The organism is Pseudomonas monteilii, assembly GCA_001534745.1.
Lineage (GTDB): Bacteria > Pseudomonadota > Gammaproteobacteria > Pseudomonadales > Pseudomonadaceae > Aquipseudomonas > Aquipseudomonas alabamensis.
Genome location: CP013997.1, coordinates 3,421,335 through 3,443,453 on the forward strand (window position 1 = coordinate 3,421,335; position 22,119 = coordinate 3,443,453).

The following is a 22,119-nucleotide window of genomic DNA, read 5'->3' on the forward strand; positions in this document are numbered from 1 at the left end:
ATAGTCTAAACAGCCTCTATTTTCCACACGGCAATCCACTCGGTAAAAATTCTCCCCAACATCCGTAAGCACCTTAATGCTCCTGGGCGAAAGCCGACGATATGATAAGCGTAGACTACAGAAATACCATTATAGAAAATGGCTGCAGGCTAGCACATCGAAGCTTGCTCGCGCATAAAACCTAGACTTTAAAATCAACTATAACGTTAACGAAAAGGATGCAATTATGTGGGTACTAAACGCAGGAAGAAAATCTTTCCTGGAATTCCTTCGCAACACATCGGCTCAATTTTTCATCATGCTCCTTGTTGCAATTCTGCTTAAGAAACTTGACATCCTCATCGCACACCAAGACACAAATAACATTATCTCATTGAGCATCATCTGTGCGCTTGTTTTTTTCATTCTCCTACTGGCAGCCATTGCCAATATCAAAGCATTCTTCCTGGACTTTAAGGAATGGGCTATGGCTGACTTTAACGCCTACGTCGCAGCATTTGACAGCAAAAACGTCAGAAGTAAAAAGCTCATGACAGTTTCCTATCTACTTAAAAATAAGAAGATTGCCTTCTTAGAATCCTGCCTCCTGATGGCAGGCATCTATTTCTTTATGGTCTTTGGCCTTTTTCATTCTATAGAAAGTGCCCACCTATTACTGAGCAATGCCACAAACGCCAGCGTGTAAAGTACGACGGAATCAAAAGGGGCCTACTTCGGCGTTAAACAGCCTCTGCCTCTTCTGGTCCGCCTCCTATGCACAAGGGAATCAATGCGATCTGATCAGTACCACTTGAAAGTATCCAGCCACAGTCTACGCTCATTGGACATCCCCTGATCTTCACATGAACACGAGGACGATCCCATGGCTCTCAAACCCGGCCCGAAGCCTACCGCCAAATCAACCGGCGAAGTCGACAAGCGTCGTCATGACAACAAGGAGACACAAGGAAACAATCCCGAGTTGAAGCCGAGCAAACCTGAAAAGAAATAGCCATTCACTGACAAGCGACCTTGGCTGTGGCGTGCTCATCATTCAAACCAAGGGCTACTCACGAAGGCGCGTGTACGTCGTGAGCAGCCCTTGAGCACATTACCAGCGCATGCCCTTGAACGGGTTCCAGCCCTGCTCACCCTTACGCTCTTTCAGGTAGTAGGCATAGTTCGTACTCAGCCCGTACAGCAGGTTGGTTGCTACACCAAACCCGCTGTTGATGGCACGTGGTGTTTCCATGCCGAGCAAGGCGAAAAGCACATCGATCGCCAAACCGGCCCCGATGATGATACCCAGCAACGCCAGGTTCTTTTTCCACAAGCCCAGTACGAACAGGTAGATAGGGCCAAAGAACAAGGCAATGAAGTTCATGTTGATCAGCAGCTTCTTCTTGAACGGCTGCTGTTTGAGTGCTGCCTTGTACTCGGGCGAACTGGGCGCCCCATGCGCATCGAAAAACGCAAACCGCTCTTGCCATTTGGGCTTGTGCTGAGAAATATCCTTGCTGGCTTCGGCGACGCTCATTTAAAAATTCCCTATAGTCCTTGAATGATCGAACACACGGCTTGCCGTGCTTGGAGCATCTGAAGGCCCGACTTCATTGTTCAAGCCTACTGCCGACGCTCCACGCATCATTTTGTCACCCGCCAGCTCAACCAACAACCGCATCGCCCGCACGTCCATGCCCAGGTGTGATCGACCGCACGTTTCCAACGCCAGGCTGTAAGCTGCCGGATGTTGCTACGCTGATAGCACACCCTGCGACCTATGCAACGGAGGCTGACTTGACGACCACCCATGCCTATCTGAGCGAGTCAGGTGACCGCAACGCGATCGCTGCAACAGCACCAGGCTCGGGCCGTCTGGTCATCTGCACCCTCCTCGTCAGCACCACGCACCTGCACGCAGTCCGCGAGCAGGCCGAGCACCTGTGCCGACAGCAGATCCACCTCGCCGACCTGACGCCTGGCAAACGCCGCGCAGCCCAGGCAAACCAGCACGCCGAGCTGCTGGCCGATGTCGCGCGATGGCCGGTGAAGCTGCACGTCATCGTCGTGGACAGGGCGCGCATCCACCGGGACGGCGGCCTGCAACTGAAAACCTCGTTCACCGAGCATGTCGCCGGGCTGTTGCATGCCCGCCTGTTCCGGGACCTACGTGACGTTCAGGTGAACGTGGACGCGGACGGTGACGTGACGCTTCGCGAGCGTCTGCAAGGGCTGATACAGGGCCGCTACGCCGATGATCTGTTCGGCGACGAGCAGATGTTCCAGGTGCGCGCCCGTGAGGATGATGCCTTGCTCCACATCGCGCAGGGGCTGGCGAACGCCGTGAGCGAGGTGCATGGCGGCAAGGCCAAGCCAGGGGTCCGGCACGCCTACGAGACGCTGTTGCAGGCCCGCACCTTGGGCCTGCTGGAATGGCCGCCGGCCTTCACCTCGCTTCTGCCACCGCCCATGGACGAGGCGCAATACGCCGATTATCAGGTGCATCAGGAAGCGTTGCGTCAGGCCGACCGTTTCATCGAGCAGGCTGGCGAGCATCCGGACGAGGACATGCGCTTGCAACTGGCCATCCTGGAGTACCTGAGGTTCCAGAGTGAATTCGTCACCCAGGACTACCTGCCGACGGCCGACATCCTGGCCCACCTCCATGACCGGGGCTTCGGCGATGTGTCCGAACACAAGATCCGCTCCAATGGCATCGCCAAGCTGCGCGACGCCAACGTGATCATCACCAGCACGGCCAAGGGCTACAAGATTCCGCAGACACGGGCCGACCTCAACGACTTTCTCGAGATGGCCTCAGGGGTGGTGGTGCCGTTGCTCGAACGGGTGCGCAAAGCGCGTGAGGTCTATCGGCAGAGCAGTGGCGGCACCTACGACATCGTCAGTGAGGCAGGCTTGGCGGCCCTGGAGCGTCTGCTGGTGACGTCCGACACGCCCTCTGCTGACTAGCACCAGGCGTCAGTGCTGCCCCTGGGCCAGGGCGAAGGCGTCCAGCGTGTGCTGGAAGTCGTCCAGGGCGCGCGACAGGAACTTGTCCCGGTGGTGTACGACGTGCAACTGGCGTGTCTGCGCCGGGAGGTCATGATCGAGGACGGCCAACTACCCTTGAGCGATCAGGTCGCTCACCACCCAGTACGACAGACAACTGATCCCCAGACCGGCAGCGACCATGCGCTTGATCGCTTCGGAGCTGCCGATGCGGCGGGTGTCTTCCAGGTGACCCAAATGAGGCATCAACCGGTGGGCGACTTCCTCGGCGGTGCCTGAACCGGCCTCGCGCATCAGCCAGGATGCGGTGCGCAAGGCCTGGCGCGTGACCGGATGGCCTTGCGCCAGGGGGTCGTCAGCGGCGGCGATAATCACCAGCTCGTCTTCGAACCAGGGGCGCACGATCAGCTCAGGCAGGTGGCAGGGGCCCTCGATCAGGCCGATGTCGATGGACAGCTGGCCGGCCTGGCGGGCGATGTCGGCGCTGTTGCCGATGACCACGTCGATGCGCAGGCCGGGGTGATGCCGGGCGAGCGTCTCCATCAGGATCGGCATGAGGTAGCTGCCGATGGTGGTGCTGCAGCCGACCGTAAGTCGCGTGGCCTGATCGCTGCCCTCGAAGCCGTCCTCGATCTGCGCGGCCGCTTCCAGCAGGCGCACGGCCTGGGGCAGCAAGGCGTGGCCGTTGGCATTGAGGACCAGACGCTTGCCGACACGGTCGAACAGGCGCACGTCGAGTGCGCTTTCCAGCTCCTGGAGCGCTGAACTGGTGGCTGATTGGGAAAGCGACAGGGCCGCGCTGGCATTCACGGTCGAGCCGTGCTGGGCAATGGCCTTGAAGATATCGAGTTGACGCAAGGTAAGGCGCATCGATCTAACGGCTCAATGGGTAAGTGATAAGCAGATTACGCGTTTTACCGGTTGATGCCAGTTCGTCATGCTCTTAGCGTCATCGACTCGACGCCCTGGAGGGCACTGTGCAGTACTTCGGCCCACGCTTGCGTACGCCTTTCCCGCGACCGCTGTCCGCCCTTTCGGGCTGGCCGGAGGTGGTGCGGCAGTTCACGCCGCAATGGTTCTCGGTGGTCATGGGCACGGGCATCCTGGCATTGCTGCTGGGGCAGCTGCCTGACGCCGGGGCTTCACTGTCGTATCTGGGCACTGGGCTCTGGCAATTCAGCGCGGTGCTGTTCGTCGTGTTCACCGGGCTGTACCTGGCGCGCTGGGTGCTGTTCTTCGACGAAGCCAGGCGCATCGTCGAGCACCCGACTGCCTCGATGTTTCTCGGGACGATCCCGATGGCCTTGGCGACGTTGATCAACGGCCTGCTGCAGTATGGTTTGCCGGCCTGGGGGACTGCTGTCGTGCCGTGGGCGCAGGCGCTCTGGTGGCTGGATGTGGCGTTGGCGATGGCCTGTGGGGTATGGGTGCCGTTTCTGATGGTCACGCGCCAGCGGCACAGCCTGGAGCAGATGACGGCGGTCTGGTTGTTGCCGGTGGTGGCGGCCGAAGTGGCGGCCGTCACGGGTGGGCTCATCGTGCCGCATGTGACGCAGGCGCCTGCGCAGTTGCACATGCTGGTGCTGTGTTACGTGCTGTGGGCGTATTCGGTGCCGGTCGCGCTGAGCCTGCTGGTGGTGCTGCTGTTGCGCTTGGTGGTGCACCGGCTGCCGCCGCAGGCGCTGGCGGCGTCGATCTGGCTGTCGCTCGGCCCGATCGGCACGGGGGCGTTGGGGATGCTGGTGCTGGGCAGTGCGGCACCGACGGTCTTTGCGGCCAATGGGTTGGGCGAGATCGGTGCGACGGCGGCGGGGATGGGGGCGATTGGTGGCATGCTGTTGTGGGGCCTGGGGGTGTGGTGGCTGTTGCTGGCGGTGCTCATCACCGTGCGCCAGGTGGCGTTGGGGATGTCGTTCAATCTGGGGTGGTGGGCCTTCGTGTTTCCGTTGGGGGTGTATGCGGCGGCGACCTTGAAGCTGGGGGGTGTGCTGGGGATGGGGGTGTTCGAAGGGTTGGGTGAGGGGTTGGTCGTGATCGTTGGGGTGATGTGGGGATGGGTGGCGGTGCGTACGGCGGTGGGGGCGTATCGGGGGGAGTTGTTTCATTCGCCGTGCGGTGGTCAACTTTTTCCGGACACCTTGATCGGTGATTTTCAGGCGGCCTTCAGCTCGTATTGATTCGGAGCCAGGTAGCCTAGTGTCGAGTGCAACCGTGTCCTGTTGTAGAAGCGCATGATGTAGTCCGTGATGTCCTTGATCGCCTCGCCATGATTGGCGTAATCCTTGCGCCAGACGCGCTCCATCTTCAGGTTCAGGAAGAAGCGCTCCATCACGGCGTTGTCCCAACAGTTCCCCTTGCGACTCATGCTGCAGTGCATGCCGTGCCGCGCCAGCAGACTCTGATAGGCAACGCCGGCGTACTGGCTGCCGCGGTCAGAGTGGGCAATCAGGCCCGGTGGCGGCTGCCGTTGCGCAATCGCCAGTTGCAGGGCATTGCATACCAGGTCGGCACGCATGTGCGGCGCCATCGCCCAACCCACGATCTTGCGCGAGAACAAGTCCATGACCACGGCCAGGTACAGCCAGCCGCTGCGGGTACGGATGTACGTGATGTCAGCTACCCAAGACTGATTGACCCCTGCTGGCGTGAACTGGCGGTTGAGCAGGTTTGGGGCGACCGGGTAACTGTGCTTGCTGTTGGTAGTATGAACAAACTTGCGTTTCCAGACTGGGCGTAAGCCCTGTTGTTTCATGAGGCTGCGGACCTTGAAGCGACCGATGACCATGCCCTCATTGCGCAGTGCGCCGAGCAGGCGGCGGCTTCCGTAGCAGCGCTCCGTGGATTCGAAGGTGGCCTTGAGCCGGGCAGTGATCGGACAGGCCGGACGCGGTCTGGCTTGTTGCTGACGGGCTTCGTAGAACCTCGAGCGACTGATCCGCAGTACCCGGCAGACACGTGCCACCGGGTAGGCCTTGCGTTGCAATTGGTGAACCAGCTGGTGGATCACTTCAATTCGCGGGCAAAGAAGGCCGTAGCTTTTTTTAAGATGTCGTTGTCCATCTTCAACTCGCGAACCTGCTGCTCCAGCTGGCGAATCCGCTGCTGCTCACTGGTAAGCGGCTTGCCGATGCCCGGACCACCCAGCTGCTCGGCCTTGTACTGCTGAACCCAGCGGCGCACGGCCGTGTCGCTCAGGCTCAGATCCATGCACACCGAGTTCACACTCTGGCCCTGGTCGACGATCAGCCGGCAAACCTCCAGCTTGAACGCAGCATCGAATTGTCTGTATTTCTTGGTCATGAAAACTCCTCAGTAGGGGTATTTTCACCTATTGAGGTGTCCGGGGCCATTAGACCAGCTCACCGTGTCTGGTGGGGCTGTGAGGGTGTGGTCTGGGGTTGGGACGGCGGGGCTGATTTTATGGGCCCTTCGGGCCCAATCGCGGCACAGGGGCCGCTCCTTGTATCTACACCCGTAGCGCCAACGCGGTGACTCAGAACAGCACCACATTTCTCCTGTAGGAGCGGCCCCCGTGCCGCGATTGGGCCTGGAAGGCCCACAAAACCATTCAACGCAGTAGCGCAGGCCAAAGAAAAACGGCCATGCCCACCCTCACGCTCACTGGACAACCCCACCGCCAGACGCTAGAAAGAGCCACCTCAACCGCCCTGCCCCCTCTGGAGCCTGTCTTGAACTCGAAACCCTTCTGGTCCCTGGCCATGGTCGCCATCACCGCCGTCTGGGGCTGGAGCTTCGTGGCCAAGCAGCAGAGCCTGCACGGCATGACAGCGTCTGCGCTGAACACGTGGATCTTCACCATCGCCACGCTGTTCCTCGCGCCGATGGCCTATGCCTCGCTGAAGCGCCTGACGCGTCGGGACGTGCTGTCGGGCATCGCCGCCGGTGTCATGCTGTTCATCGCCTTTGCCTTCCAGACCAGCGGTATCGGCCTGACGACGCCGTCCAACGCCGGGTTCATCACCGGGCTGTCGGTGGTGTTCACGCCCATCCTGTTGTTCTTCCTCTACCGCGACCGGCTGACCGGGCCGCAGTGGCTGGGCGCGGCGGTAGCACTGGTGGGGTTGGGGCTGCTCAGCCTGGCGGATTTTGCCCTGCACCTGGGCGATGCGCTGATCCTCTGCTGCGCGCTGTTCTTCGCCGGTCACATCGTCATGCTGGCCAAGCTGCCGTTTTCCGGCACGCCCCTGGCGTTCGCCTGCCTGCAGATGCTGACCGTGGCGCTGCTCTCGGGCCTGTGGAGCACGGCGTCGGGCGAGTTCAGCGTGCCAACCGACGGCGATACCTGGCGCGTCCTCGTGCTGCTCGGCATCCTCGGCACGGGGCTGGCCTACTTCGTGCAAACCCAGGCCCAGTCGCTCATGCACCCGCAGGCCGTGGCCTTGATCCTGTTGTTCGAACCGGTGTTCAGCGGCCTGTTCGGCTACTGGCTGGCGGGGGACCGGCTCACCGACGTGAACATCCTGGGGGCCGTACTGATCCTGGTGGGCATGCTGGTCAGCGAGTTCGGCGCCTTCGCCCAGGGCAAGCTCAAACGCCCGGCCCGCGGCTGACCCGCGTCGCTCCCGTCACCCTCGATCTCATGAAGAAGGCTGCCGTCGCAGCCTTCTCCCGCAGCGCCTTCACGCCGCTTGCGGCATGCGCCGTGTGCCCAGTCGGCTGAGCCATACCGACGCCAGAATGATGCCCCCGCCCACCAGCAACCGACCCAATGGCTGGGCCTGATTCCAGATCAGCAGGTTGAGCACCAGCCCGATGGGCACATGCAGGTTGTTCATCACCGCCAAGGTCGCGCCCGGCACCAGGCAGGCGCCCTTGTTCCACCAGTACAGCCCCAGCGCCGTCGGGCACAGGCCCAGGAACAGCAGCACCAGCCATTGGCTGTCGGTGCTGGGCAGGTGCTGGACGTTGCCGAAGGCGAGAAACGCCGGCAACACCACCAGCAACGCGCCGAGGTAGAAGTAGCCGAAGCGTCGGTAATGCGGCTCGTCGCTCGGGTGACGGGCGACCAGATGACGATAGAACACCTGACCGGCTGCATAGGTGAAGTTGGCCAGTTGCAGCAGCAGGAAGCCGATGAAGAAGTCTCCGCTCAAGGTGTCAAAGCGGATCACCGCCGCGCCTGCCACCGCCACGGCCGCCGCCACCAGGGCCCAGGCATTGAAGCGCCGGTTTAGGGCATCCTCGATCAGGGTTACGTGCAACGGCGTGAGGATGGTGAACAGCAGTACCTCCGGCACGCTGAGCACCCGAAAGCTCAAGTACAGGCATACGTAGGTGATACCGTACTGCAAGGCGCCGATGAGCAGCATGGCACGCAGGAAGCGCGGCTCGACCTGACGCCAGCGGGTCAGCGGCAGAAACACCAGGCCAGCCAGGATCACCCTGGCCAGCACGGCGAAATAGCTGTCCACCTGGCCGGCGAGGTATTCACCGATGAGGTTGAAGGAAAACGCCTGGATCAGCGCGACGACGAATAGGTAGACCATGGTTGCCTCTGTGCAGTCGAGGCGGCGACCTTAGCGGCTGGCGTTCGAACGGGCAATGACTAACGACCTCGCCGGTACGTCAGGGCAAAGAGGGACACAGGGAAAAGCCTTCCCCTCCCCCTGTCCACTGCACGGACAAAGGGAACGGGCCATGGGTTGTCAGACGGAAAACGACAGGACTGCGCCGGCTCAGGCCAGCAACCGCTCGTGCTTGACGCCCCAGCCTTCGACTTCGCCGCCCAGGGGCGACACTGCCGACTCGAACACCTGTTCGAACGCCCCGATGCCTTTGTAGGTGGCGTACATGACCTTGCTCAACTGCAGGTGCCAGGCACCGTCGTCGAGCTCGGAAACTTGTGCATTCAGGGATTCACCCCGGAACTGCCCTGCCGCTTCGCGGGCGCAGGCTTCGTCGGGGAAGGTGGCGTAGAACTCGATGGGATGAATACGGGTGAAGTCGAACCCCCCGTCCTTCATCTGCCGCAGGACACTGCTGCTGACATCTTCGTTATGGCTGCTCATGAAACGTCCTCCTCAAGTGCATGGATAGACTTTCAGTGCGTAGGCACCTGCCGGGCGCTGGTGCGCCGGGTAATGCGAGCTGCTTGCTTCGATGTGGAGCGGTGTTGAAAAGGCGACCCGGAAAGGACAGTCGCCTACTGACACGTTAGCGCCCCGCAAGGGCACTTGCCAAGGGCCTGTCAGGCCTTTTCTTCGACGCCGAGGATGATGACGCTGTTCTGTTCCTTGAGCACACGCTCGGTGGGCGACTCCACACGGCCCTGCAGGTCGTTGAGGTCGGCCTGGGCCATGACCGGGAACAGCTTGGCCCGGATCCACTGTGCGGCCTCTTCCTTGCTGGGGCGTTCTTCGGCGCTATAGGCCAGGGAACTCTGCACACCGTTCTGATCCAGAAAAGTGATTTCCCATTCTTTCATCAAATAGACCTCGCCATGAAAAACGTTGAATGACGCCCGTTCTAGCTTGACCTTGCAGGTCGGGTTTTTGTTCAGCCCAAAAGCGGCCCACCCGATGGAAAACCCGACGAGCCGGGCCACGGAGCCTAGGGGACGAAGGGGCATGCCTGCCCCTCCGTCGTCTGCATCAGTCCGGAACGCCGTGCACCACGCCGGCCGTGTTGTCCAGCAGGCTCTTGGTGGCCGTCTGAATGTAGGACTCGAGCTTCTTCACCATCGCGGATTGATCGTCACTGTCGATCAGCTCGGCCTTGAACTCGCCGCCCAACTGGTAGCGGTACAGGCGCGGCGACATGTCCTTGGACTCGATCAGGATGCGGTCGCCCTGCACCAAGCCGACGATCTGCTCGCTGCCCGACGGCTTGATGATGCCGATGCCCGGATCGCCTGCCGGCAGGTTGAGCAGGTCACGGCCCCAGCACTGGTGGCGGGTCTCGCCACCCAGACGGCCCATGATGGTCGGCACGATGTCGACCTGGGTGCCCACAGTGTGGTTGACCGCCCCAAAGGCGTCCTGGATGCCAGGGGCGATCAGCAGCAGCGGCACGTTGAAGCGCCCCAGGTCCAGCTCGGTGACCTGCTGGTGGTTACCGAAGCCATGGTCGCCGACGATCACGAACAGGGTGTCCTTGTAGTACGGCTGCTTGCTGGCCTTCTCGAAGAACTGGCCCAGCGCCCAGTCGGAGTAGCGCATGGCGGTCAGGTGCTCGTCCAGGCGGCCCTGGCCGGTGACCGGCTTGACCGGCAGGTCCTTGGGCAGCGCGTACGGCGTGTGGTTGGACAGCGTCTGCAGCAAGGCATAGAACGGTTTCTTGCCGTAGTTGTGCGCCAGCTCCTCGTTCGCCCGGTCGAACATGTCCTGGTCGGACACGCCCCAGGTTGGGTCGGAGAACACCGGATTGACGAAGTCGTTACGGCCGATGAAGGTGGTCATGCCCTGGTTGCCGAAGAACCCGGACTGGTTGTCCCAGGCAAAATCGCCGTTGTAGACGTACACGTCGTCGTAGTCACGGGCGCTGAGCAGCGCTGGCAGACCGGACAGCTTGTGCCCGCCTTCGGGTGTCTGCATCAGGTATTCGAACCCGGGCAGGTTGGGGAAGCAGGCCATGGTGGCGAACATGCCCTGGTGGGTATGGGTGCCGTTGGAGAAGAAGCGGTCGAACAGCAGCCCCTGCTTGGCCAGGCGGTCGAAGTTCGGGGTGATGTCGTTGCGGCTGCCCAGGGCGCCCACCGAGTGCCCGGCGAAGCTCTCCATCAGGATCACCACCACGTTGCGGATCGGCAGGGTGCGCTCGGCGGGCGGCACGAAGTCGCGACGCACGGCGGCGCTGTCGGCATCGACCAGGGTGTCATGGGGGGTCAGCAGCAGGTCGCGCACGGTCTGCTGGGCCTGCTGAGGGTCCAGGGTAGCCTTCCAGATGTTGGCGCGGTCTTCGCCGAAGCGGCTCTTGGCAGCATCGATCAGCGTCAGGGTGCCATTGAGGCCCAGCTGGTTGACGAAGTTCGAGTCCGTGGTGAAGGCATCGCCCCAGCGCATGGGCGGGCCCTGGCGCAGGGTGCCACGGGCTGCGACCACCGCCACCAGCAGGATGACCATGAACACCGCCAGGCGGTTGTACCACGGGGTGACCACACGGGTGGCGACCTGCCCGGGCTCGCGCGCCGGGCCACGGGTCAGGCGGTCGATGCCCTTGAACAGCAGACTGATCAGCCAGGTGCCGAAGGCCCAGGCGAGCAGGTAGCGCACGACCGGGAAGCCGTACCAGAGCATGCTCATCACGGTCTTGGGGTCTTCCTTGATGTACTGGAAGACCAGGCCGTTGAGGCGCTGGTGGAACTCGCGGTAGAAGTCCATCTCCACCAGCCCGAGGAACAGCACGGCGCTGGAGGCCAGGGTCAGCCACAGACGGAACACGCCGCGCCGCGCCATCGCCCAGGGGCTGAGGATGGCCAGCAGCAGCGGGATGCTGATGTACACCACCACGCGCAGGTCGAAGCGCAACCCGTTGAGGAAGCCCTCGGCCACGGTCGAATAGGGCGTCTCGCCGATCATGTCGCTGTTGTAGATCAGCAGGCCGAGACGCACCAGGCTGAGCATCAGCATGATGGTCAGGCCGCTGAGCAGCGTGTAGGCCAGGTGGGACGTGAGCGTGGGAGAGAACGTGCGCGACGGCGCGGGTTGCTTCAGGGCATCCGGATTAGCCATGAACGAGGGTCCTGGACAGGCGGTTTTCGAAGAGGCGCAGGCGTCTGCTACCGAGGGGGTGGGCAGTGCCTTGCGCGACGGCCATTGGGCCAAGGCCGTATTGTGCGGCGCGGAGTGTGGGCAATCCAGTGTGAAAATTGTGTCGGGGGGGCAGGAGCGTGTTGGGTTAGGCCGTCGGATGGGGCTGTCTGTGCAGGTTTTACCTGATCCATGGGGTGGCTGATTTCATGGGCCCCTTGGGCCCAATCGCGGCACAGGAGCCGCTCTTACACCCGTAGCCCCTCTGCGGAGTTGCAGGCTATCGCGGTCATCTGTGGGAGGAGCGTGTCGGGTCAGGCCGTCGGATGGGGCTGTCTGTGCAGGTTTTACCTGATCCATGGGGTGGCTGATTTCATGGGCCCGTTGGGCCCAATCGCGGCACAGGGGCCGCTCCTACACCCGTAGCGCCTCTGCGGAGTTGCAGGCTATCGCGGTCATCTGTGGGAGCGGCCCCTGTGCCGCGATTGGGCCTGAAAGGCCCACAAATCCCGTCACCGCGTTGGCTCAGGCCTGCGCTGCCAGCGAGGCCCGGCAATGCCCCAGACGATGACGCCGATCACCGGCGCCCCCACGATCCACAAACTCCAGAGGCCTTTCTTCCACCCCTGTACCCCGCTGCCGAGAACGTTGACGAGCGCCCAGAGGTCGAACCCGAGTAGGATCAGACCGGCCAGCCCGTTGAACGTCGAACCCATATCGATGCTCCCGTGCCTGTCTTCGATCGTCGCGCCATGGTCCGTCATTCATCATGAAGAAGGAACCCTGGCGCCTCGAATCCGCCCTACCCTGACACGCCCAACCCACCTGCCACGAGGTTTGCATGCCCCAAGCCACCACCGACAGCGTCGTCGTCAATACCTTGCGCAGTGCCTGGCGCGACCAGATCAAGACCGCGCCCTGGCTCAGCGCAGGGCTGGGCGTGAGCCTGCTGGCGGTGTTGGCGCTGCTGGGCGCGAGCATCTGGAATGCCTTCAGCGGGGATCATGCGCACAACCTGCACTTGGCAGCATTGGGCGGGCTGTCGGGCTTTGCCGCCACTGCGCTTGGTGCCGTGCTGGCCGTGGTGCTGCGTGATGTCAGCGTGCGCAGCCAGGACGTGATGCTGGGCTTCGCGGCCGGCATGATGCTGGCGGCCAGTTCATTCTCGCTGATCCTGCCGGGGCTCGAGGCCGCGCGGGAGATCACCGGCAGTGGCACCGGTGCCGCGTTCACGGTGGTGGTCGGCCTGGGGCTGGGCGTGCTGCTGATGCTGGGGCTCGAGCGTTTCACGCCCCATGAACATGAGAGCACCGGCCCGCTGGGCCCGGAAGCCGACCGCATCAACCGCGTCTGGCTGTTCGTGCTGGCCATCACCTTGCACAACCTACCCGAAGGCATGGCCATCGGCGTCAGCTTCACCAACGGCGACATGGCGGTCGGGCTGCCGTTGACCAGCGCCATCGCCATCCAGGACATCCCGGAAGGCCTGGCGGTCGCCCTGGCGCTGCGGGCCACGGGCCTGTCGAACTTCAAGGCGGCGATGGTCGCGATCGGCTCGGGCCTGATGGAGCCCCTGGGCGCCGTGATCGGCCTGGGCATCTCCACCGGCTTCGCCCTGGCCTACCCGGTCAGCATGGGCCTGGCGGCCGGGGCAATGCTGTTCGTGGTCTCCCACGAGGTGATCCCGGAAACCCACCGCCACGGTCACCAGACCTCGGCCACCCTCGGGTTGATGGGCGGCTTCGCGGTCATGATGTTCCTCGACACGGCGTTGGGCTGAAAGAACCTCAGGCCTGGCGCAGGGCCTCGAGCGCCGGGGCGGCGGCGATACCGACTTCTTCGCTCAATGCCAGCACGCGCGCCAGGTCGTGCTGGCCGACCATGACCATCTGCAGCTCATCGTCAAGGGGCTGGCTGAAGTTGACCAGCACGTAGCCGCCCGCTTCCTTGTTCAAGGCGCCCAGTTGCACCTGGATGCGGTTCAGCGCCGTCAACGGCTCGGTACGCGCCAGCTGTTTGGCCTTGAGGTTCAGCGGCACGCTCTTGTCGAACGACGCGGCGATCTGCTCGAACAGCTCTTGGTAGCTGTCGGCCTGGAACAGCACGGTATCCGGCAGGCTGCCGACCACCACCCATTCGCCCAGCGGAATCGGGAAGCTGTCGTCGTAGTTGATGTCCGGGTTGGCCGCGAGGAAGGCGGCCGGATCGGCGTAGGCCTGGGCCGCCTCGTCGGCGATCCGCGCCATGTCGTCCTCGGGCATGCAGCCGGCGCCGACCAGGCGGATGAGTTCGAGCAGTGCGTGTTTCATGGTGGCCCCTTGCGAGCGACGAAAAAAGTCGCCAAGGATAGCCGCAAACGCCCGCCGCCGGTTAGTGGGTCAAGGCCTGCAGCCGTGCCACCGCTTCACTGGCGCCCATGGTCATGGCCGCAGCCAGGGCATTGGCGCCACCGACGTCGCGACGCGCAGGGTCGGCGCCCTTCTCCAGCAGGTAGTCGAGCATTTCCACACGGTTGAACATGGCGGCCAGCATCAGTGCGGTACGGCCATCGGCAGCACAGGCATCGACCGGCACGCCTTCTTCGAGCAGCAGCTGGATCATCTGCAGGTCACCCTTGAACGCGGCACCGGCGATGGGCAGTTGCCCACGGTCATTGGCCATCAAGGGGTCGGCACCGTGCTTGAGCAACACGCGGACCGCGTCGTGGTGCCCGTGGTAGCTGGCCAGCATCAGCAAGGTGTCGCCCTTGCCGTTGCGCAGGTTGACCGGCAGCCCGCTGGTGATCAACCGCTCGAGCATCTCGGCATCCCCCACACGAGCCCGATCGAAGACCTGCTCGGCAAATTGCACCGCCTCTTCTTCGGTCATGGCGCGGCCGGCACCGGCTGGGGTCTGCGACGAATCGGTCATCTGTGTGCTCCTGGGCAATCGGGTCGAATGGTTTAGGCAGCACGCCCGGAAGGATGGTTCCAAGCCGACGCGCCTGCCGGGCGTTGCAAAATGCACTGTGCAATTTGCATGACCATGCACTCTGCATGGCACACTGAAATTGTCACATAGTTAAGCTATTGATTTTAAAGGATATTTTTTTAGCAAAAAGCTGGCACGCTCGCTGCAATCCTTCTACCCAGAATCTGCACACATCCATTTCGGGAGTTGGACATGAACCTCATTCAAGAGAAATTCGCCTCGGTATTCGCAGCCTACCAGGTCGCTACCCAGCCGCGTCCCGATGGCGGCATCCTGCTGACCCTGCGCAGCGCCGACGGCAAAACCACCCGTCGCGTACTGTCCTACGGCCAACTGCACAGCGCCGAACAGCTGTCCTGGGCCATCAGCGCCATCCGCCGTGATCTGGCCGAACAAGCCAGCGAGCTGCCGGTCATCAACATGCTGCAAAGCCAGCAACGCTTCGCCCTGCCTACCTACCGCTAATGACGGTCCGGGCCTCGTAAGGCACGCCAACGCTCATCGGGCTTTCCCTGTGAACATTGGCCTGCCTTTCGAACGGCACGTGACTGCTTTCAGAACGCTTCGATGCCAGGAAATTCCCTGGCCGTCTCGTCGCCCGTAAACCGCGTCAGTGCTTCGCCTTCGTTCCTGAACGCGCGGATGGCCAGGCAGAACGGACGCTCCCCCAGTTCCAACCAGCGCCGCACCCCTGCGGGTAGCGTCAGCACATCCCCTTTCTCGCACACTACCGACAGCACGCGCTCATCCAGGCGCACGCTCAGTTCGGCACGCCCGCTCAGCACCACGAACACTTCCTCACCGCTCTGCACATGCTCTTCGCGCCAGCCCAGCGAACCCTGGTCGACGCCATCCTGATTGAGCAGCCGCAGCACACCGCAGTCACGCTCATGGGCCAGACGTTCGAACACGTCTACGTAACGCGCCCTCACCTCGCCCTCTTCCGTTCCCGGACGCACGGCCGTGTCGCTCGGCCAGTGCTCGAAGCGCAGGCCATGCTCGGCGAGGGTCGCCGCGATGTCTTCGTGATGGGTCAGGACCTTGTCCGGCACGGCCGGGCTGGATACCTGGAATACACTGAGGATGCTCATGCATTGCTCCTGCTTCGTTTCAGTCGAACGATCATGATGAAAGCGGCCAGCAGCGCTGCGCCGCTGGCCAGCCCGAACGTCATGCCAGGCCCGAGCCGGGCCCAGCTGTAACCGGAGTACAGCGCACCCAGGGCGCCGCCGGTACCGGCCAGTGCCGCGTACAGCGCCTGACCCTGGCCCTGCTGACGCGCGCCGAAACTGCCCTGCACGAACGCGATCGCTGCCGCATGGAAACAGCCGAAGGTGGCCGCATGCAACAGCTGGGCGAACAACAGCACGGCGGGCACCTGCGCCAGCTCGCCCAGCAGCAGCCAGCGCAGGGCCGCCAACAGGAAACTGGCGCACAGCACCTGCTGTACCGAAAACCGCTGGAACACCCGGGCCATCAGCAGGAACATCAGCACTTCGGCGACCACGCCCAGCGCCCACAACAGGCCGATGGCGCCCCGTGTGTAGCCCAGGTGTTCCAGGTGCAAGGTGAGGAAGGTGTAGTACGGCCCATGGCTGAACTGCATCAGTGCCACGCACAGGTAAAAGGCCAGCACGCCCGGCGCCGCCAGTTGCGCGAGAAAACCGCCGGCTGGCTGCCGCTCGGTCGGTTCAGGCGGCTGTGCATTGGGCACCCAAAGGCTGGCGACGACGATACCGGCCATGATGAGCACCACCGCGACCGGGTAGACGTCCAGGCTGAAACGCTCGAACAGCCCGCCCAGGCCGATCACCGCCAGGATGAAACCGATCGAGCCCCACAAGCGTACCTGGCTGTAGCGGCCAGTCTGCCCTTGCAGGTGCGCCAGGGTGATGACCTCGAACTGCGGCAGCACCGCATGCCAGAAGAACGCATGCAGGGCCATCACCAGCGCCAGCCAGGCATAGCTGGCCCCGAAGAAGATCAGCGCGAAACTGGCCAGGGTCGACAGCGCGCCCAGGCGCACGATCAGCAGGCGGCGCCCGCTGCGATCACCCAGCCACCCCCACAGGTTCGGCGCGACGCAGCGCATCAGCATGGGGATGGCCACCAGCTCGCCGATGCGCGCCGGGGCGAACCCCAGGTGGTCGAAGTACAGCGCCAGGAACGGCGCGGTGGCGCCGAGCAGGGCGAAATAGAACAGATAGAAACTGGACAGGCGCCAGTAGGGCAGCGGCGCCATGGTTCAGTGCACCGCGCGCCGGTCGCGCATCAGCGCAGCACCGGCGTCGACACCTGCACCTCGGCGTTCTGCCCACGGTGACGCAGCAGGTGGTCCATCAGCACGATGGCCATCATCGCCTCGGCGATCGGCGTGGCGCGGATGCCCACGCACGGGTCGTGACGGCCCTTGGTGACCATGTCCACCGGGTTGCCCTGGGTGTCGATCGAGCGGCCCGGCACGGTGATGCTCGAGGTGGGCTTGAGCGCCAGGTGCGCGACGATCGGCTGGCCCGAGGAAATACCACCGAGGATGCCCCCGGCGTTGTTGCTGAGAAAACCGTCCGGCGTCAGTTCGTCGCGGTGTTCGGTACCGCGCTGGGCGACGCTGGCGAAGCCTGCGCCGATCTCCACGCCCTTGACCGCGTTGATGCTCATCAGCGCATGGGCAAGCTCGGCGTCCAACCGGTCGAAGATCGGCTCGCCCAGCCCTGGCATCACGCCTTCGGCGACCACGGTGATCTTGGCACCGACCGAGTCCTGGTCACGGCGCAGCTGGTCCATGTAGGTCTCGAGTTCGGTGACCTTGTCCGGGTCGGGGCAGAAGAAGGCGTTCTGCTCGACGCTGTCCCAGGTCTTGAACGGAATCTCGATGGGCCCGAGCTGGCTCATGTAGCCGCGCACCTGGATGCCCTGGGTGGCGAGGTACTTCTTGGCGATGGCCCCGGCCGCCACGCGCATGGCAGTCTCGCGCGCCGAGCTGCGGCCACCGCCACGGTAGTCGCGGGTACCGTACTTGTGGTGGTAGGTGTAGTCGGCATGGGCCGGGCGGAACAGGTCCTTGATGGCCGAGTAGTCCTTGGACTTCTGGTCGGTGTTGCGGATCAGCAGGCCGATCGAGCAGCCGGTGGTGCGGCCTTCGAACACCCCGGAAAGGATCTCGACCTCGTCGGCCTCCTGACGCTGGGTGGTGTGGCGGCTGGTGCCCGGCTTGCGGCGGTCCAGGTCGTGCTGCAGGTCGGCCAGGGTGATCTCCAGGCCCGGCGGGCAGCCGTCGACAATGGCGACCAACGCCGGGCCATGGCTTTCGCCAGCGGTGGTGACAGTGAACAGCTTGCCAAAGGTATTGCCGGACATGCAGGACGCTCCGCGAATCAGCCTGGTTTGAACAAGGCCGCCAGTATACGCAGCCCTACCCATGAGTTCATCCCTGACGAACGAACCTTGTGCCGCAGCGCCCGGTCCAAGCGCCATCCCACCTCTGGAAGCGGCCTGGCCGCGTTGGTAGCTTGATGAAGTCGCGCATGGTCGCCGTGTTTCTGCTGTGTTTCGCTGGCCTGGTCCAGGCCGCCTCCCCCACCGTCCTGCAACGCCCGATCAGCCTGGACACCGGGCAAGGTGTGCTGCACGGCAGCCTGCTGCTGCCCGAAAGCGAGACGCCACCGCCGGTGGCGCTGATCATCGCCGGCTCCGGCCCGACCGATCGCAACGGCAACAACCCGGCCGGCGGTCGGGTCGACAACCTCAAGCGCCTGGCCCTGCTGCTGGCCAACGCGCACATCGCCAGCGTGCGCTACGACAAGCGTGGCGTGGCGGCCAGCCAACCGGCCACGCCGGACGAGCGTGACCTGAGCGTCGAGCGCTACGTGCAGGACGTGGTGGCCTGGGGGCAGACGCTCAAGGCCGACCCACGGTTCGGCCCGCTGATCCTGATCGGCCACAGCGAAGGCGCCTTGATCGCCAGCCTGGCCGCCGAACCGGCCGGTGCCAGTGCCGTGATCACCCTGGCCGGCAGCGGTCGGCCGGTGGCGGACGTCCTGCGCGAGCAACTGGCCCAGCGCCTGCCACCCCGCCAGCTGGCCAAGGGCAATGCCTTGCTCGATCGCCTGCAGGCCGGCCAGACCAGCCTGGACGTGCCTGCACCCCTGCGCCAGGTCTTTCGTCCCAGCGTGCAGCCCTACCTGATCAGCCTGTTCCGCCAGGACCCGGCCCAGGCCTTCGCCCGGCTGACGGTGCCCGCGCTGATCATCCAGGGCCGCAACGACGTGCAGGTCGACGTGGAGGATGCCGAACGCCTGAAGGCCGCACGACCCGAGGCCGAGCTGGTGCTGATCGACGGCATGAACCACATGCTGCGCATCAGCCCACGGGACATGAGCCAGCAGCGCGAGAGCTACAACAACCCGGAACTGCCGCTGGCGCGGGAACTGGGGGAGCGCGTGGTGGCGTTCATCCGCCAGGTCGTGGGGCCGTAAGCGTTCAGGTTTTGCGCCGGATGCCGATAGCAGGAGGATGGGTGGGTCGAGCCGAGACGTCCGGACGCCACCCCGCCTGACCCGAGGATCAACGGATGACCGATACCGAAACACCCCCTTCGCCGGAGCCTGCCGCCCTGCCCTGGGCCGACGTGCATGCCGAGCACTTTCAACTGCTGCGCCTGGCGCCGCTGCCCACCAGCCACGACGGCAGCCGCCCCCTGCGCTTCGTCGAAGTCGGGCATGCCGAGCGCCATGACCTGGCCTTCAGCCTGCTGCGTCTGGAAGTCCGCCTGCCCGGCCAACGGGTACACAAGACCCAGAACCGCCTGGACGTCTGGGTCGATCACCAGAGCAAGTCCGTTCGCCTGGGGGCCGACCTCGACCTTCAGCCGCTCGATCGCGGCCTGGGCCGCTTCCTGCTAGCCCAGGCCGTGACCTGGCTGCAACGGCGTTGGTCGCACTACCGGGTCGAAAGTCGGGTTCTGCCGCCCCGGGATGCCCTGCGGCCGGAGACCAAGCTGCGGCGCGACCACGTGCTGGAACGGCTCGGCATCCCCCTGGTCGATGCGGATGGCCAGACCCCCGACCATACGGCCGAGCTGGACGTCGCCCAGCTCAAGGGCGGCTTCAACCCCGAACGGGTCCAGCGCGTGGACACGCTCGAGTCCGCCGGCCTGCTGCAACAGGCCGATGCCGACCTTCAGGCCCAGGAGGCTTCGCTGCGCGAGCGGGACGAACGGGTGGCGCGCTACCAGCGTGAAGACGGCAGCCTGCGCTTCACCATCGCCTGCCTGGTGGCCTTCGCGGTGTTTCAGGCCGCCTTGCTGATCTGGATGGCGTCACGTTGAGGCCTGCCTGGATGGCAGCAGGCCTCGACGCACGAAGCGCGGGTCAGACCCGCGACTGGAACAGGGCCTGGTGGTCGCGGCACTGCTGGGCGGTCAACATGAACACGCCATGCCCGCCACGCTCGAAGTCGAGCCAGGCGAAGTCCACTTCAGGGTATTGCTCGGCCACGTGCACCTGGCTGTTGCCGACCTCGACGATCAGCAAGCCTTTCTCGGTCAGGTGATCGGCGGCTTCGGCCAGCATGCGACGTACCAGGTCCAGGCCGTCCTGCCCGCAGGCCAGGCCCAGCTCGGGTTCGTGGTGGTATTCGGCCGGCATGTCGGCGAAGTCTTCGGCATCGACGTAGGGCGGGTTGGACAGGATCAGGTCGAAGCGCTGGCCCGGCAGGCCGCCGAAGCCGTCGCCCTGCACGGTGTAGACCCGGCCCTCCAGCCCATGGCGCTCGATGTTGCGGTTGGCCACTTCCAGGGCGTCGAACGACAGGTCGGCCAGCGCCACTTCGGCGTCGGGGAACACGTCGGCGGCGACGATGCCGATGCAGCCCGAGCCGGTGCACAGGTCGAGGATGCGCGCAGGATCCTGGGCCAGCCAGGGTTCGAAGCGCTTCTCGATCAGTTCGCCGATGGGCGAGCGTGGTACCAGCACGCGCTCGTCGACCAGGAACGACATGCCGCAGAACCATGCCTCACCCAGCAGGTACGCCGTCGGCACGCGCTCGTCGATGCGGCGCTTGATCAGGTGCAGCAGGCGCACGCGCTCGTCGTCCTCGAGCTGGCAATCCAGGTAGCTGTCGGCGATCTCCCACGGCAGGTGCACGGCACCGAGCACCAGCAGGCGCGCCTCGTCCCAGGCGTTGTCGGCCCCGTGGCCGAAGAACAGGTCGTGTTCGTGGAAGCGGCTGACCGCCCAGCGGATGTGGTCGCGCAGCGTGCGCAGGCGGGATGTGATCACGAAGAACTCCTTATCAGACAGTCCGAAAGTCTAACAGCAGCCAGGTGCAAATGGTTCCCCCGGGCTGCCGGCGAACCCGCTCCAGGCCAGGAAACGCGCTGCCTGCGCTGTCAAGCATTCCCAACGGCGTCGCGGCAGAGGACAATAGGCCACAAAAGCCCTAGCCAAGGAGCCATCGATGTCCGTTCCAACCACCATGTTCCGCCTGAGCGGCCGCGACTACCCGCCGGCCCGGCTGAACCAGGCCAGCCTCATCGTGATCGACGCCCAGAAGGAATACCTGAGTGGGCCGCTGGCGCTGTCGGGCATGGACGCGGCGGTCGCCAACATCGCCCGGCTGCTGGACGCCGCGCGCAAAGCCGGACGCCCGATCGTCCATGTCCGCCACCTCGGCACCGTGGGCGGCCCGTTCGACCCGCAGGGCAGCCGTGGCGAGTTCATTCCCGGGCTCGAACCACGTGACGGCGAGACCGTCATCGAAAAGCGCATGCCCAATGCCTTCAAGAACACCCCCTTGCACGAGACGCTCCAGGCGCTGGGTCATCTGGACCTCATCGTCTGCGGCTTCATGAGCCACTCCAGCGTCAGCACCACCGTGCGCCGCGCCAAAGACTACGGCTACCGCTGCACGCTGGTCGAGGATGCCTCCACCACCCGCGATCTGGCGTTCAAGGACGAGATCATTCCGGCAGCGCAGATCCACCGCTGCGAGATGGCGGTGATGGCCGACAACTTCGCCTGCGTCGCACCGACCGACAGCCTGATCTGATCCGTACCGCCCGCCCGACGGTCGCGTGGAACGCCCGTCCGGTCCGGCGAGTCTCATGAACGGATACCCCCGGAGGAGACCGGCATGAAACCCACCGACCGTTTCGACACCCCTTCCTCGCGCGCCAAAGGCCCTGGCGGTCGCGGCGCGCAGCTGGCGGCCGGCCTGTCGGCCATGGTCGCGACCCTGGGCATCCTCATGGCCATGGCTGGCGTCGCCGGCCTGCTGGGCAATTACGAGGCCTTCGCCGAACTCAATGCCAACCGTCCGCTGGCCAGCGTGCTGGTGGTGGCCGGCCTGCTGCTGCTCTGGCTGGGCGTGCGTGGCTGGCGCCTCAGCCGCCTGCGCCTGCGTCGGCGTCATGAGCTGGGCCTGTCGCCCCACCTGACGAAAAAGCGCGGTTGAG

24 protein-coding genes and 1 pseudogene are annotated in these 22,119 nt (G+C 64.1%); 10 read left to right on the forward strand and 15 right to left on the reverse strand.

All coding sequences use genetic code 11. From position 1 onward, the window contains the following. Positions 1-226: 226 nt before the first annotated feature. Positions 227-685 carry a hypothetical protein gene (locus tag APT63_14585; protein ID AMA46743.1) on the forward strand — a complete coding sequence of 153 codons (459 nt, stop codon included), beginning with the start codon at positions 227-229 and terminating at the stop codon, positions 683-685. Positions 686-1,090: 405 nt separating this feature from the next. On the opposite strand, the gene APT63_14590 is transcribed toward APT63_14585, so the two are convergent. Next, positions 1,091-1,516 carry a hypothetical protein gene (locus tag APT63_14590; protein AMA46744.1) on the reverse strand — a complete coding sequence of 142 codons (426 nt, stop codon included), beginning with the start codon at positions 1,514-1,516 and terminating at the stop codon, positions 1,091-1,093. A 260-nt stretch (positions 1,517-1,776) separates the two neighbouring features. Here APT63_14590 and APT63_14595 point away from each other — a divergent pair, with 260 nt between their 5' ends. Continuing rightward, positions 1,777-2,949, forward strand: coding sequence for a hypothetical protein (locus APT63_14595; protein AMA46745.1), 1,173 nt, complete (start codon positions 1,777-1,779; stop codon positions 2,947-2,949). Positions 2,950-2,958: 9 nt separating this feature from the next. On the opposite strand, the pseudogene APT63_14600 reads toward APT63_14595, so the two are convergent. Then, positions 2,959-3,858 (reverse strand): annotated as a pseudogene (locus tag APT63_14600) (transcriptional regulator). Between the two features lie 128 nt (positions 3,859-3,986). On the opposite strand from APT63_14600, the gene APT63_14605 reads away from it, so the two are divergent. Next, positions 3,987-5,165 carry a C4-dicarboxylate ABC transporter gene (locus tag APT63_14605; protein ID AMA47908.1) on the forward strand — a complete coding sequence of 393 codons (1,179 nt, stop codon included), beginning with the start codon at positions 3,987-3,989 and terminating at the stop codon, positions 5,163-5,165. Here the strand turns inward: APT63_14605 and APT63_14610 are convergent. Both APT63_14610 and APT63_14615 read right to left on the reverse strand, forming a co-directional pair. After that, a complete protein-coding gene (locus APT63_14610) occupies positions 5,141-5,995 on the reverse strand; it encodes an integrase (GenBank protein ID AMA46746.1) in 855 nt (284 codons plus the stop codon). The genes APT63_14605 and APT63_14610 overlap by 25 nt on opposite strands. Next, entirely contained in the window at positions 5,992-6,288 is a 297-nt protein-coding gene (locus APT63_14615) for a transposase (GenBank protein ID AMA46747.1), read from the reverse strand. Before APT63_14615 ends, APT63_14610 begins: the two co-directional genes overlap by 4 nt. Positions 6,289-6,677: 389 nt before the next feature. Here APT63_14615 and APT63_14620 point away from each other — a divergent pair, with 389 nt between their 5' ends. Further along, positions 6,678-7,559 carry a hypothetical protein gene (locus APT63_14620; protein AMA46748.1) on the forward strand — a complete coding sequence of 294 codons (882 nt, stop codon included), beginning with the start codon at positions 6,678-6,680 and terminating at the stop codon, positions 7,557-7,559. A gap of 69 nt (positions 7,560-7,628) precedes the next feature. On the opposite strand, the gene APT63_14625 is transcribed toward APT63_14620, so the two are convergent. The 5 genes from APT63_14625 to APT63_14645 all read right to left on the reverse strand — a co-directional run bounded on the left by APT63_14625 (position 7,629) and on the right by APT63_14645 (position 12,412). Further along, positions 7,629-8,495 carry a hypothetical protein gene (locus APT63_14625; protein ID AMA46749.1) on the reverse strand — a complete coding sequence of 289 codons (867 nt, stop codon included), beginning with the start codon at positions 8,493-8,495 and terminating at the stop codon, positions 7,629-7,631. 189 nt (positions 8,496-8,684) lie between these two features. Beyond that, positions 8,685-9,017: a superfamily II DNA/RNA helicase, SNF2 family protein gene (locus APT63_14630; protein ID AMA46750.1), complete on the reverse strand. Its 333-nt coding sequence runs from the start codon at positions 9,015-9,017 to the stop codon at positions 8,685-8,687. A gap of 179 nt (positions 9,018-9,196) precedes the next feature. Beyond that, positions 9,197-9,433 carry a hypothetical protein gene (locus tag APT63_14635; protein ID AMA46751.1) on the reverse strand — a complete coding sequence of 79 codons (237 nt, stop codon included), beginning with the start codon at positions 9,431-9,433 and terminating at the stop codon, positions 9,197-9,199. Between the two features lie 166 nt (positions 9,434-9,599). Continuing rightward, entirely contained in the window at positions 9,600-11,678 is a 2,079-nt protein-coding gene (locus APT63_14640; protein ID AMA46752.1) for a hypothetical protein, read from the reverse strand. A 530-nt stretch (positions 11,679-12,208) separates the two neighbouring features. Further along, positions 12,209-12,412 (reverse strand): hypothetical protein, encoded by a 204-nt coding sequence (locus APT63_14645; GenBank protein AMA47909.1) that lies wholly within the window; start codon positions 12,410-12,412, stop codon positions 12,209-12,211. A 125-nt stretch (positions 12,413-12,537) separates the two neighbouring features. On the opposite strand from APT63_14645, the gene APT63_14650 reads away from it, so the two are divergent. Next, on the forward strand, positions 12,538-13,476 hold the full coding sequence (locus APT63_14650; GenBank protein AMA46753.1) for a hypothetical protein: 939 nt from the start codon (positions 12,538-12,540) through the stop codon (positions 13,474-13,476). A 7-nt stretch (positions 13,477-13,483) separates the two neighbouring features. Here APT63_14650 and APT63_14655 read toward each other — a convergent pair whose 3' ends face one another. Both APT63_14655 and APT63_14660 read right to left on the reverse strand, forming a co-directional pair. Next, positions 13,484-14,005, reverse strand: coding sequence for a hypothetical protein (locus APT63_14655; GenBank protein AMA46754.1), 522 nt, complete (start codon positions 14,003-14,005; stop codon positions 13,484-13,486). A gap of 61 nt (positions 14,006-14,066) precedes the next feature. Further along, entirely contained in the window at positions 14,067-14,564 is a 498-nt protein-coding gene (locus APT63_14660) for a hypothetical protein (protein AMA47910.1), read from the reverse strand. Between the two features lie 294 nt (positions 14,565-14,858). Here APT63_14660 and APT63_14665 point away from each other — a divergent pair, with 294 nt between their 5' ends. Next, entirely contained in the window at positions 14,859-15,131 is a 273-nt protein-coding gene (locus APT63_14665) for a hypothetical protein (protein AMA46755.1), read from the forward strand. A gap of 89 nt (positions 15,132-15,220) precedes the next feature. Here the strand turns inward: APT63_14665 and APT63_14670 are convergent, their stop codons facing one another. Genes APT63_14670 through APT63_14680 form a run of 3 tightly spaced genes read right to left on the reverse strand, consistent with a single transcriptional unit; the run spans position 15,221 to position 18,023 of the window. Then, positions 15,221-15,757: an oxidase gene (locus tag APT63_14670; GenBank protein ID AMA46756.1), complete on the reverse strand. Its 537-nt coding sequence runs from the start codon at positions 15,755-15,757 to the stop codon at positions 15,221-15,223. Further along, a complete protein-coding gene (locus tag APT63_14675) occupies positions 15,754-16,908 on the reverse strand; it encodes an MFS transporter (GenBank protein ID AMA46757.1) in 1,155 nt (384 codons plus the stop codon). The genes APT63_14670 and APT63_14675 overlap by 4 nt, the downstream gene beginning before the upstream one ends. 29 nt (positions 16,909-16,937) lie before the next feature. After that, on the reverse strand, positions 16,938-18,023 hold the full coding sequence (locus APT63_14680) for a chorismate synthase (GenBank protein AMA46758.1): 1,086 nt from the start codon (positions 18,021-18,023) through the stop codon (positions 16,938-16,940). Between the two features lie 155 nt (positions 18,024-18,178). On the opposite strand from APT63_14680, the gene APT63_14685 reads away from it, so the two are divergent. Then, the gene (locus APT63_14685; GenBank protein ID AMA46759.1) at positions 18,179-19,141 is read left to right on the forward strand and encodes an alpha/beta hydrolase; all 963 of its coding nucleotides are present in this window, start codon (positions 18,179-18,181) and stop codon (positions 19,139-19,141) included. Positions 19,142-19,236: 95 nt separating this feature from the next. After that, positions 19,237-19,992 (forward strand): hypothetical protein, encoded by a 756-nt coding sequence (locus APT63_14690; GenBank protein AMA46760.1) that lies wholly within the window; start codon positions 19,237-19,239, stop codon positions 19,990-19,992. A 43-nt stretch (positions 19,993-20,035) separates the two neighbouring features. Here APT63_14690 and APT63_14695 read toward each other — a convergent pair whose 3' ends face one another. Next, the gene (locus tag APT63_14695) at positions 20,036-20,944 is read right to left on the reverse strand and encodes a ribosomal protein L3 N(5)-glutamine methyltransferase (protein AMA46761.1); all 909 of its coding nucleotides are present in this window, start codon (positions 20,942-20,944) and stop codon (positions 20,036-20,038) included. A gap of 178 nt (positions 20,945-21,122) precedes the next feature. On the opposite strand from APT63_14695, the gene APT63_14700 reads away from it, so the two are divergent. Together APT63_14700 and APT63_14705 are read left to right on the forward strand one after the other, a co-directional pair. Next, positions 21,123-21,713: an isochorismatase gene (locus APT63_14700; protein ID AMA46762.1), complete on the forward strand. Its 591-nt coding sequence runs from the start codon at positions 21,123-21,125 to the stop codon at positions 21,711-21,713. An 84-nt stretch (positions 21,714-21,797) separates the two neighbouring features. Then, on the forward strand, positions 21,798-22,118 hold the full coding sequence (locus APT63_14705; protein AMA46763.1) for a hypothetical protein: 321 nt from the start codon (positions 21,798-21,800) through the stop codon (positions 22,116-22,118). The last annotated feature ends 1 nt before the right edge of the window (position 22,119 follow it).

What these genes read in the sequence shown, in the direction of transcription:
- APT63_14585 (AMA46743.1), top strand. Translation starts at nt 227, where the DNA reads ATGTGGGTACTAAACGCAGGAAGAAAATCTTTCCTGGAATTCCTTCGC.
- APT63_14590 (AMA46744.1), bottom strand. Translation starts at nt 1,516, where the DNA reads ATGAGCGTCGCCGAAGCCAGCAAGGATATTTCTCAGCACAAGCCCAAA.
- APT63_14615 (AMA46747.1), bottom strand. Translation starts at nt 6,288, where the DNA reads ATGACCAAGAAATACAGACAATTCGATGCTGCGTTCAAGCTGGAGGTT.
- APT63_14625 (AMA46749.1), bottom strand. Translation starts at nt 8,495, where the DNA reads ATGGTCTACCTATTCGTCGTCGCGCTGATCCAGGCGTTTTCCTTCAAC.
- APT63_14630 (AMA46750.1), bottom strand. Translation starts at nt 9,017, where the DNA reads ATGAGCAGCCATAACGAAGATGTCAGCAGCAGTGTCCTGCGGCAGATG.
- APT63_14635 (AMA46751.1), bottom strand. Translation starts at nt 9,433, where the DNA reads ATGAAAGAATGGGAAATCACTTTTCTGGATCAGAACGGTGTGCAGAGT.
- APT63_14640 (AMA46752.1), bottom strand. Translation starts at nt 11,678, where the DNA reads ATGGCTAATCCGGATGCCCTGAAGCAACCCGCGCCGTCGCGCACGTTC.
- APT63_14645 (AMA47909.1), bottom strand. Translation starts at nt 12,412, where the DNA reads ATGGGTTCGACGTTCAACGGGCTGGCCGGTCTGATCCTACTCGGGTTC.
- APT63_14650 (AMA46753.1), top strand. Translation starts at nt 12,538, where the DNA reads ATGCCCCAAGCCACCACCGACAGCGTCGTCGTCAATACCTTGCGCAGT.
- APT63_14655 (AMA46754.1), bottom strand. Translation starts at nt 14,005, where the DNA reads ATGAAACACGCACTGCTCGAACTCATCCGCCTGGTCGGCGCCGGCTGC.
- APT63_14660 (AMA47910.1), bottom strand. Translation starts at nt 14,564, where the DNA reads ATGACCGAAGAAGAGGCGGTGCAATTTGCCGAGCAGGTCTTCGATCGG.
- APT63_14665 (AMA46755.1), top strand. Translation starts at nt 14,859, where the DNA reads ATGAACCTCATTCAAGAGAAATTCGCCTCGGTATTCGCAGCCTACCAG.
- APT63_14670 (AMA46756.1), bottom strand. Translation starts at nt 15,757, where the DNA reads ATGAGCATCCTCAGTGTATTCCAGGTATCCAGCCCGGCCGTGCCGGAC.
- APT63_14675 (AMA46757.1), bottom strand. Translation starts at nt 16,908, where the DNA reads ATGGCGCCGCTGCCCTACTGGCGCCTGTCCAGTTTCTATCTGTTCTAT.
- APT63_14680 (AMA46758.1), bottom strand. Translation starts at nt 18,023, where the DNA reads ATGTCCGGCAATACCTTTGGCAAGCTGTTCACTGTCACCACCGCTGGC.
- APT63_14685 (AMA46759.1), top strand. Translation starts at nt 18,179, where the DNA reads ATGAAGTCGCGCATGGTCGCCGTGTTTCTGCTGTGTTTCGCTGGCCTG.
- APT63_14690 (AMA46760.1), top strand. Translation starts at nt 19,237, where the DNA reads ATGACCGATACCGAAACACCCCCTTCGCCGGAGCCTGCCGCCCTGCCC.
- APT63_14700 (AMA46762.1), top strand. Translation starts at nt 21,123, where the DNA reads ATGTCCGTTCCAACCACCATGTTCCGCCTGAGCGGCCGCGACTACCCG.
- APT63_14705 (AMA46763.1), top strand. Translation starts at nt 21,798, where the DNA reads ATGAAACCCACCGACCGTTTCGACACCCCTTCCTCGCGCGCCAAAGGC.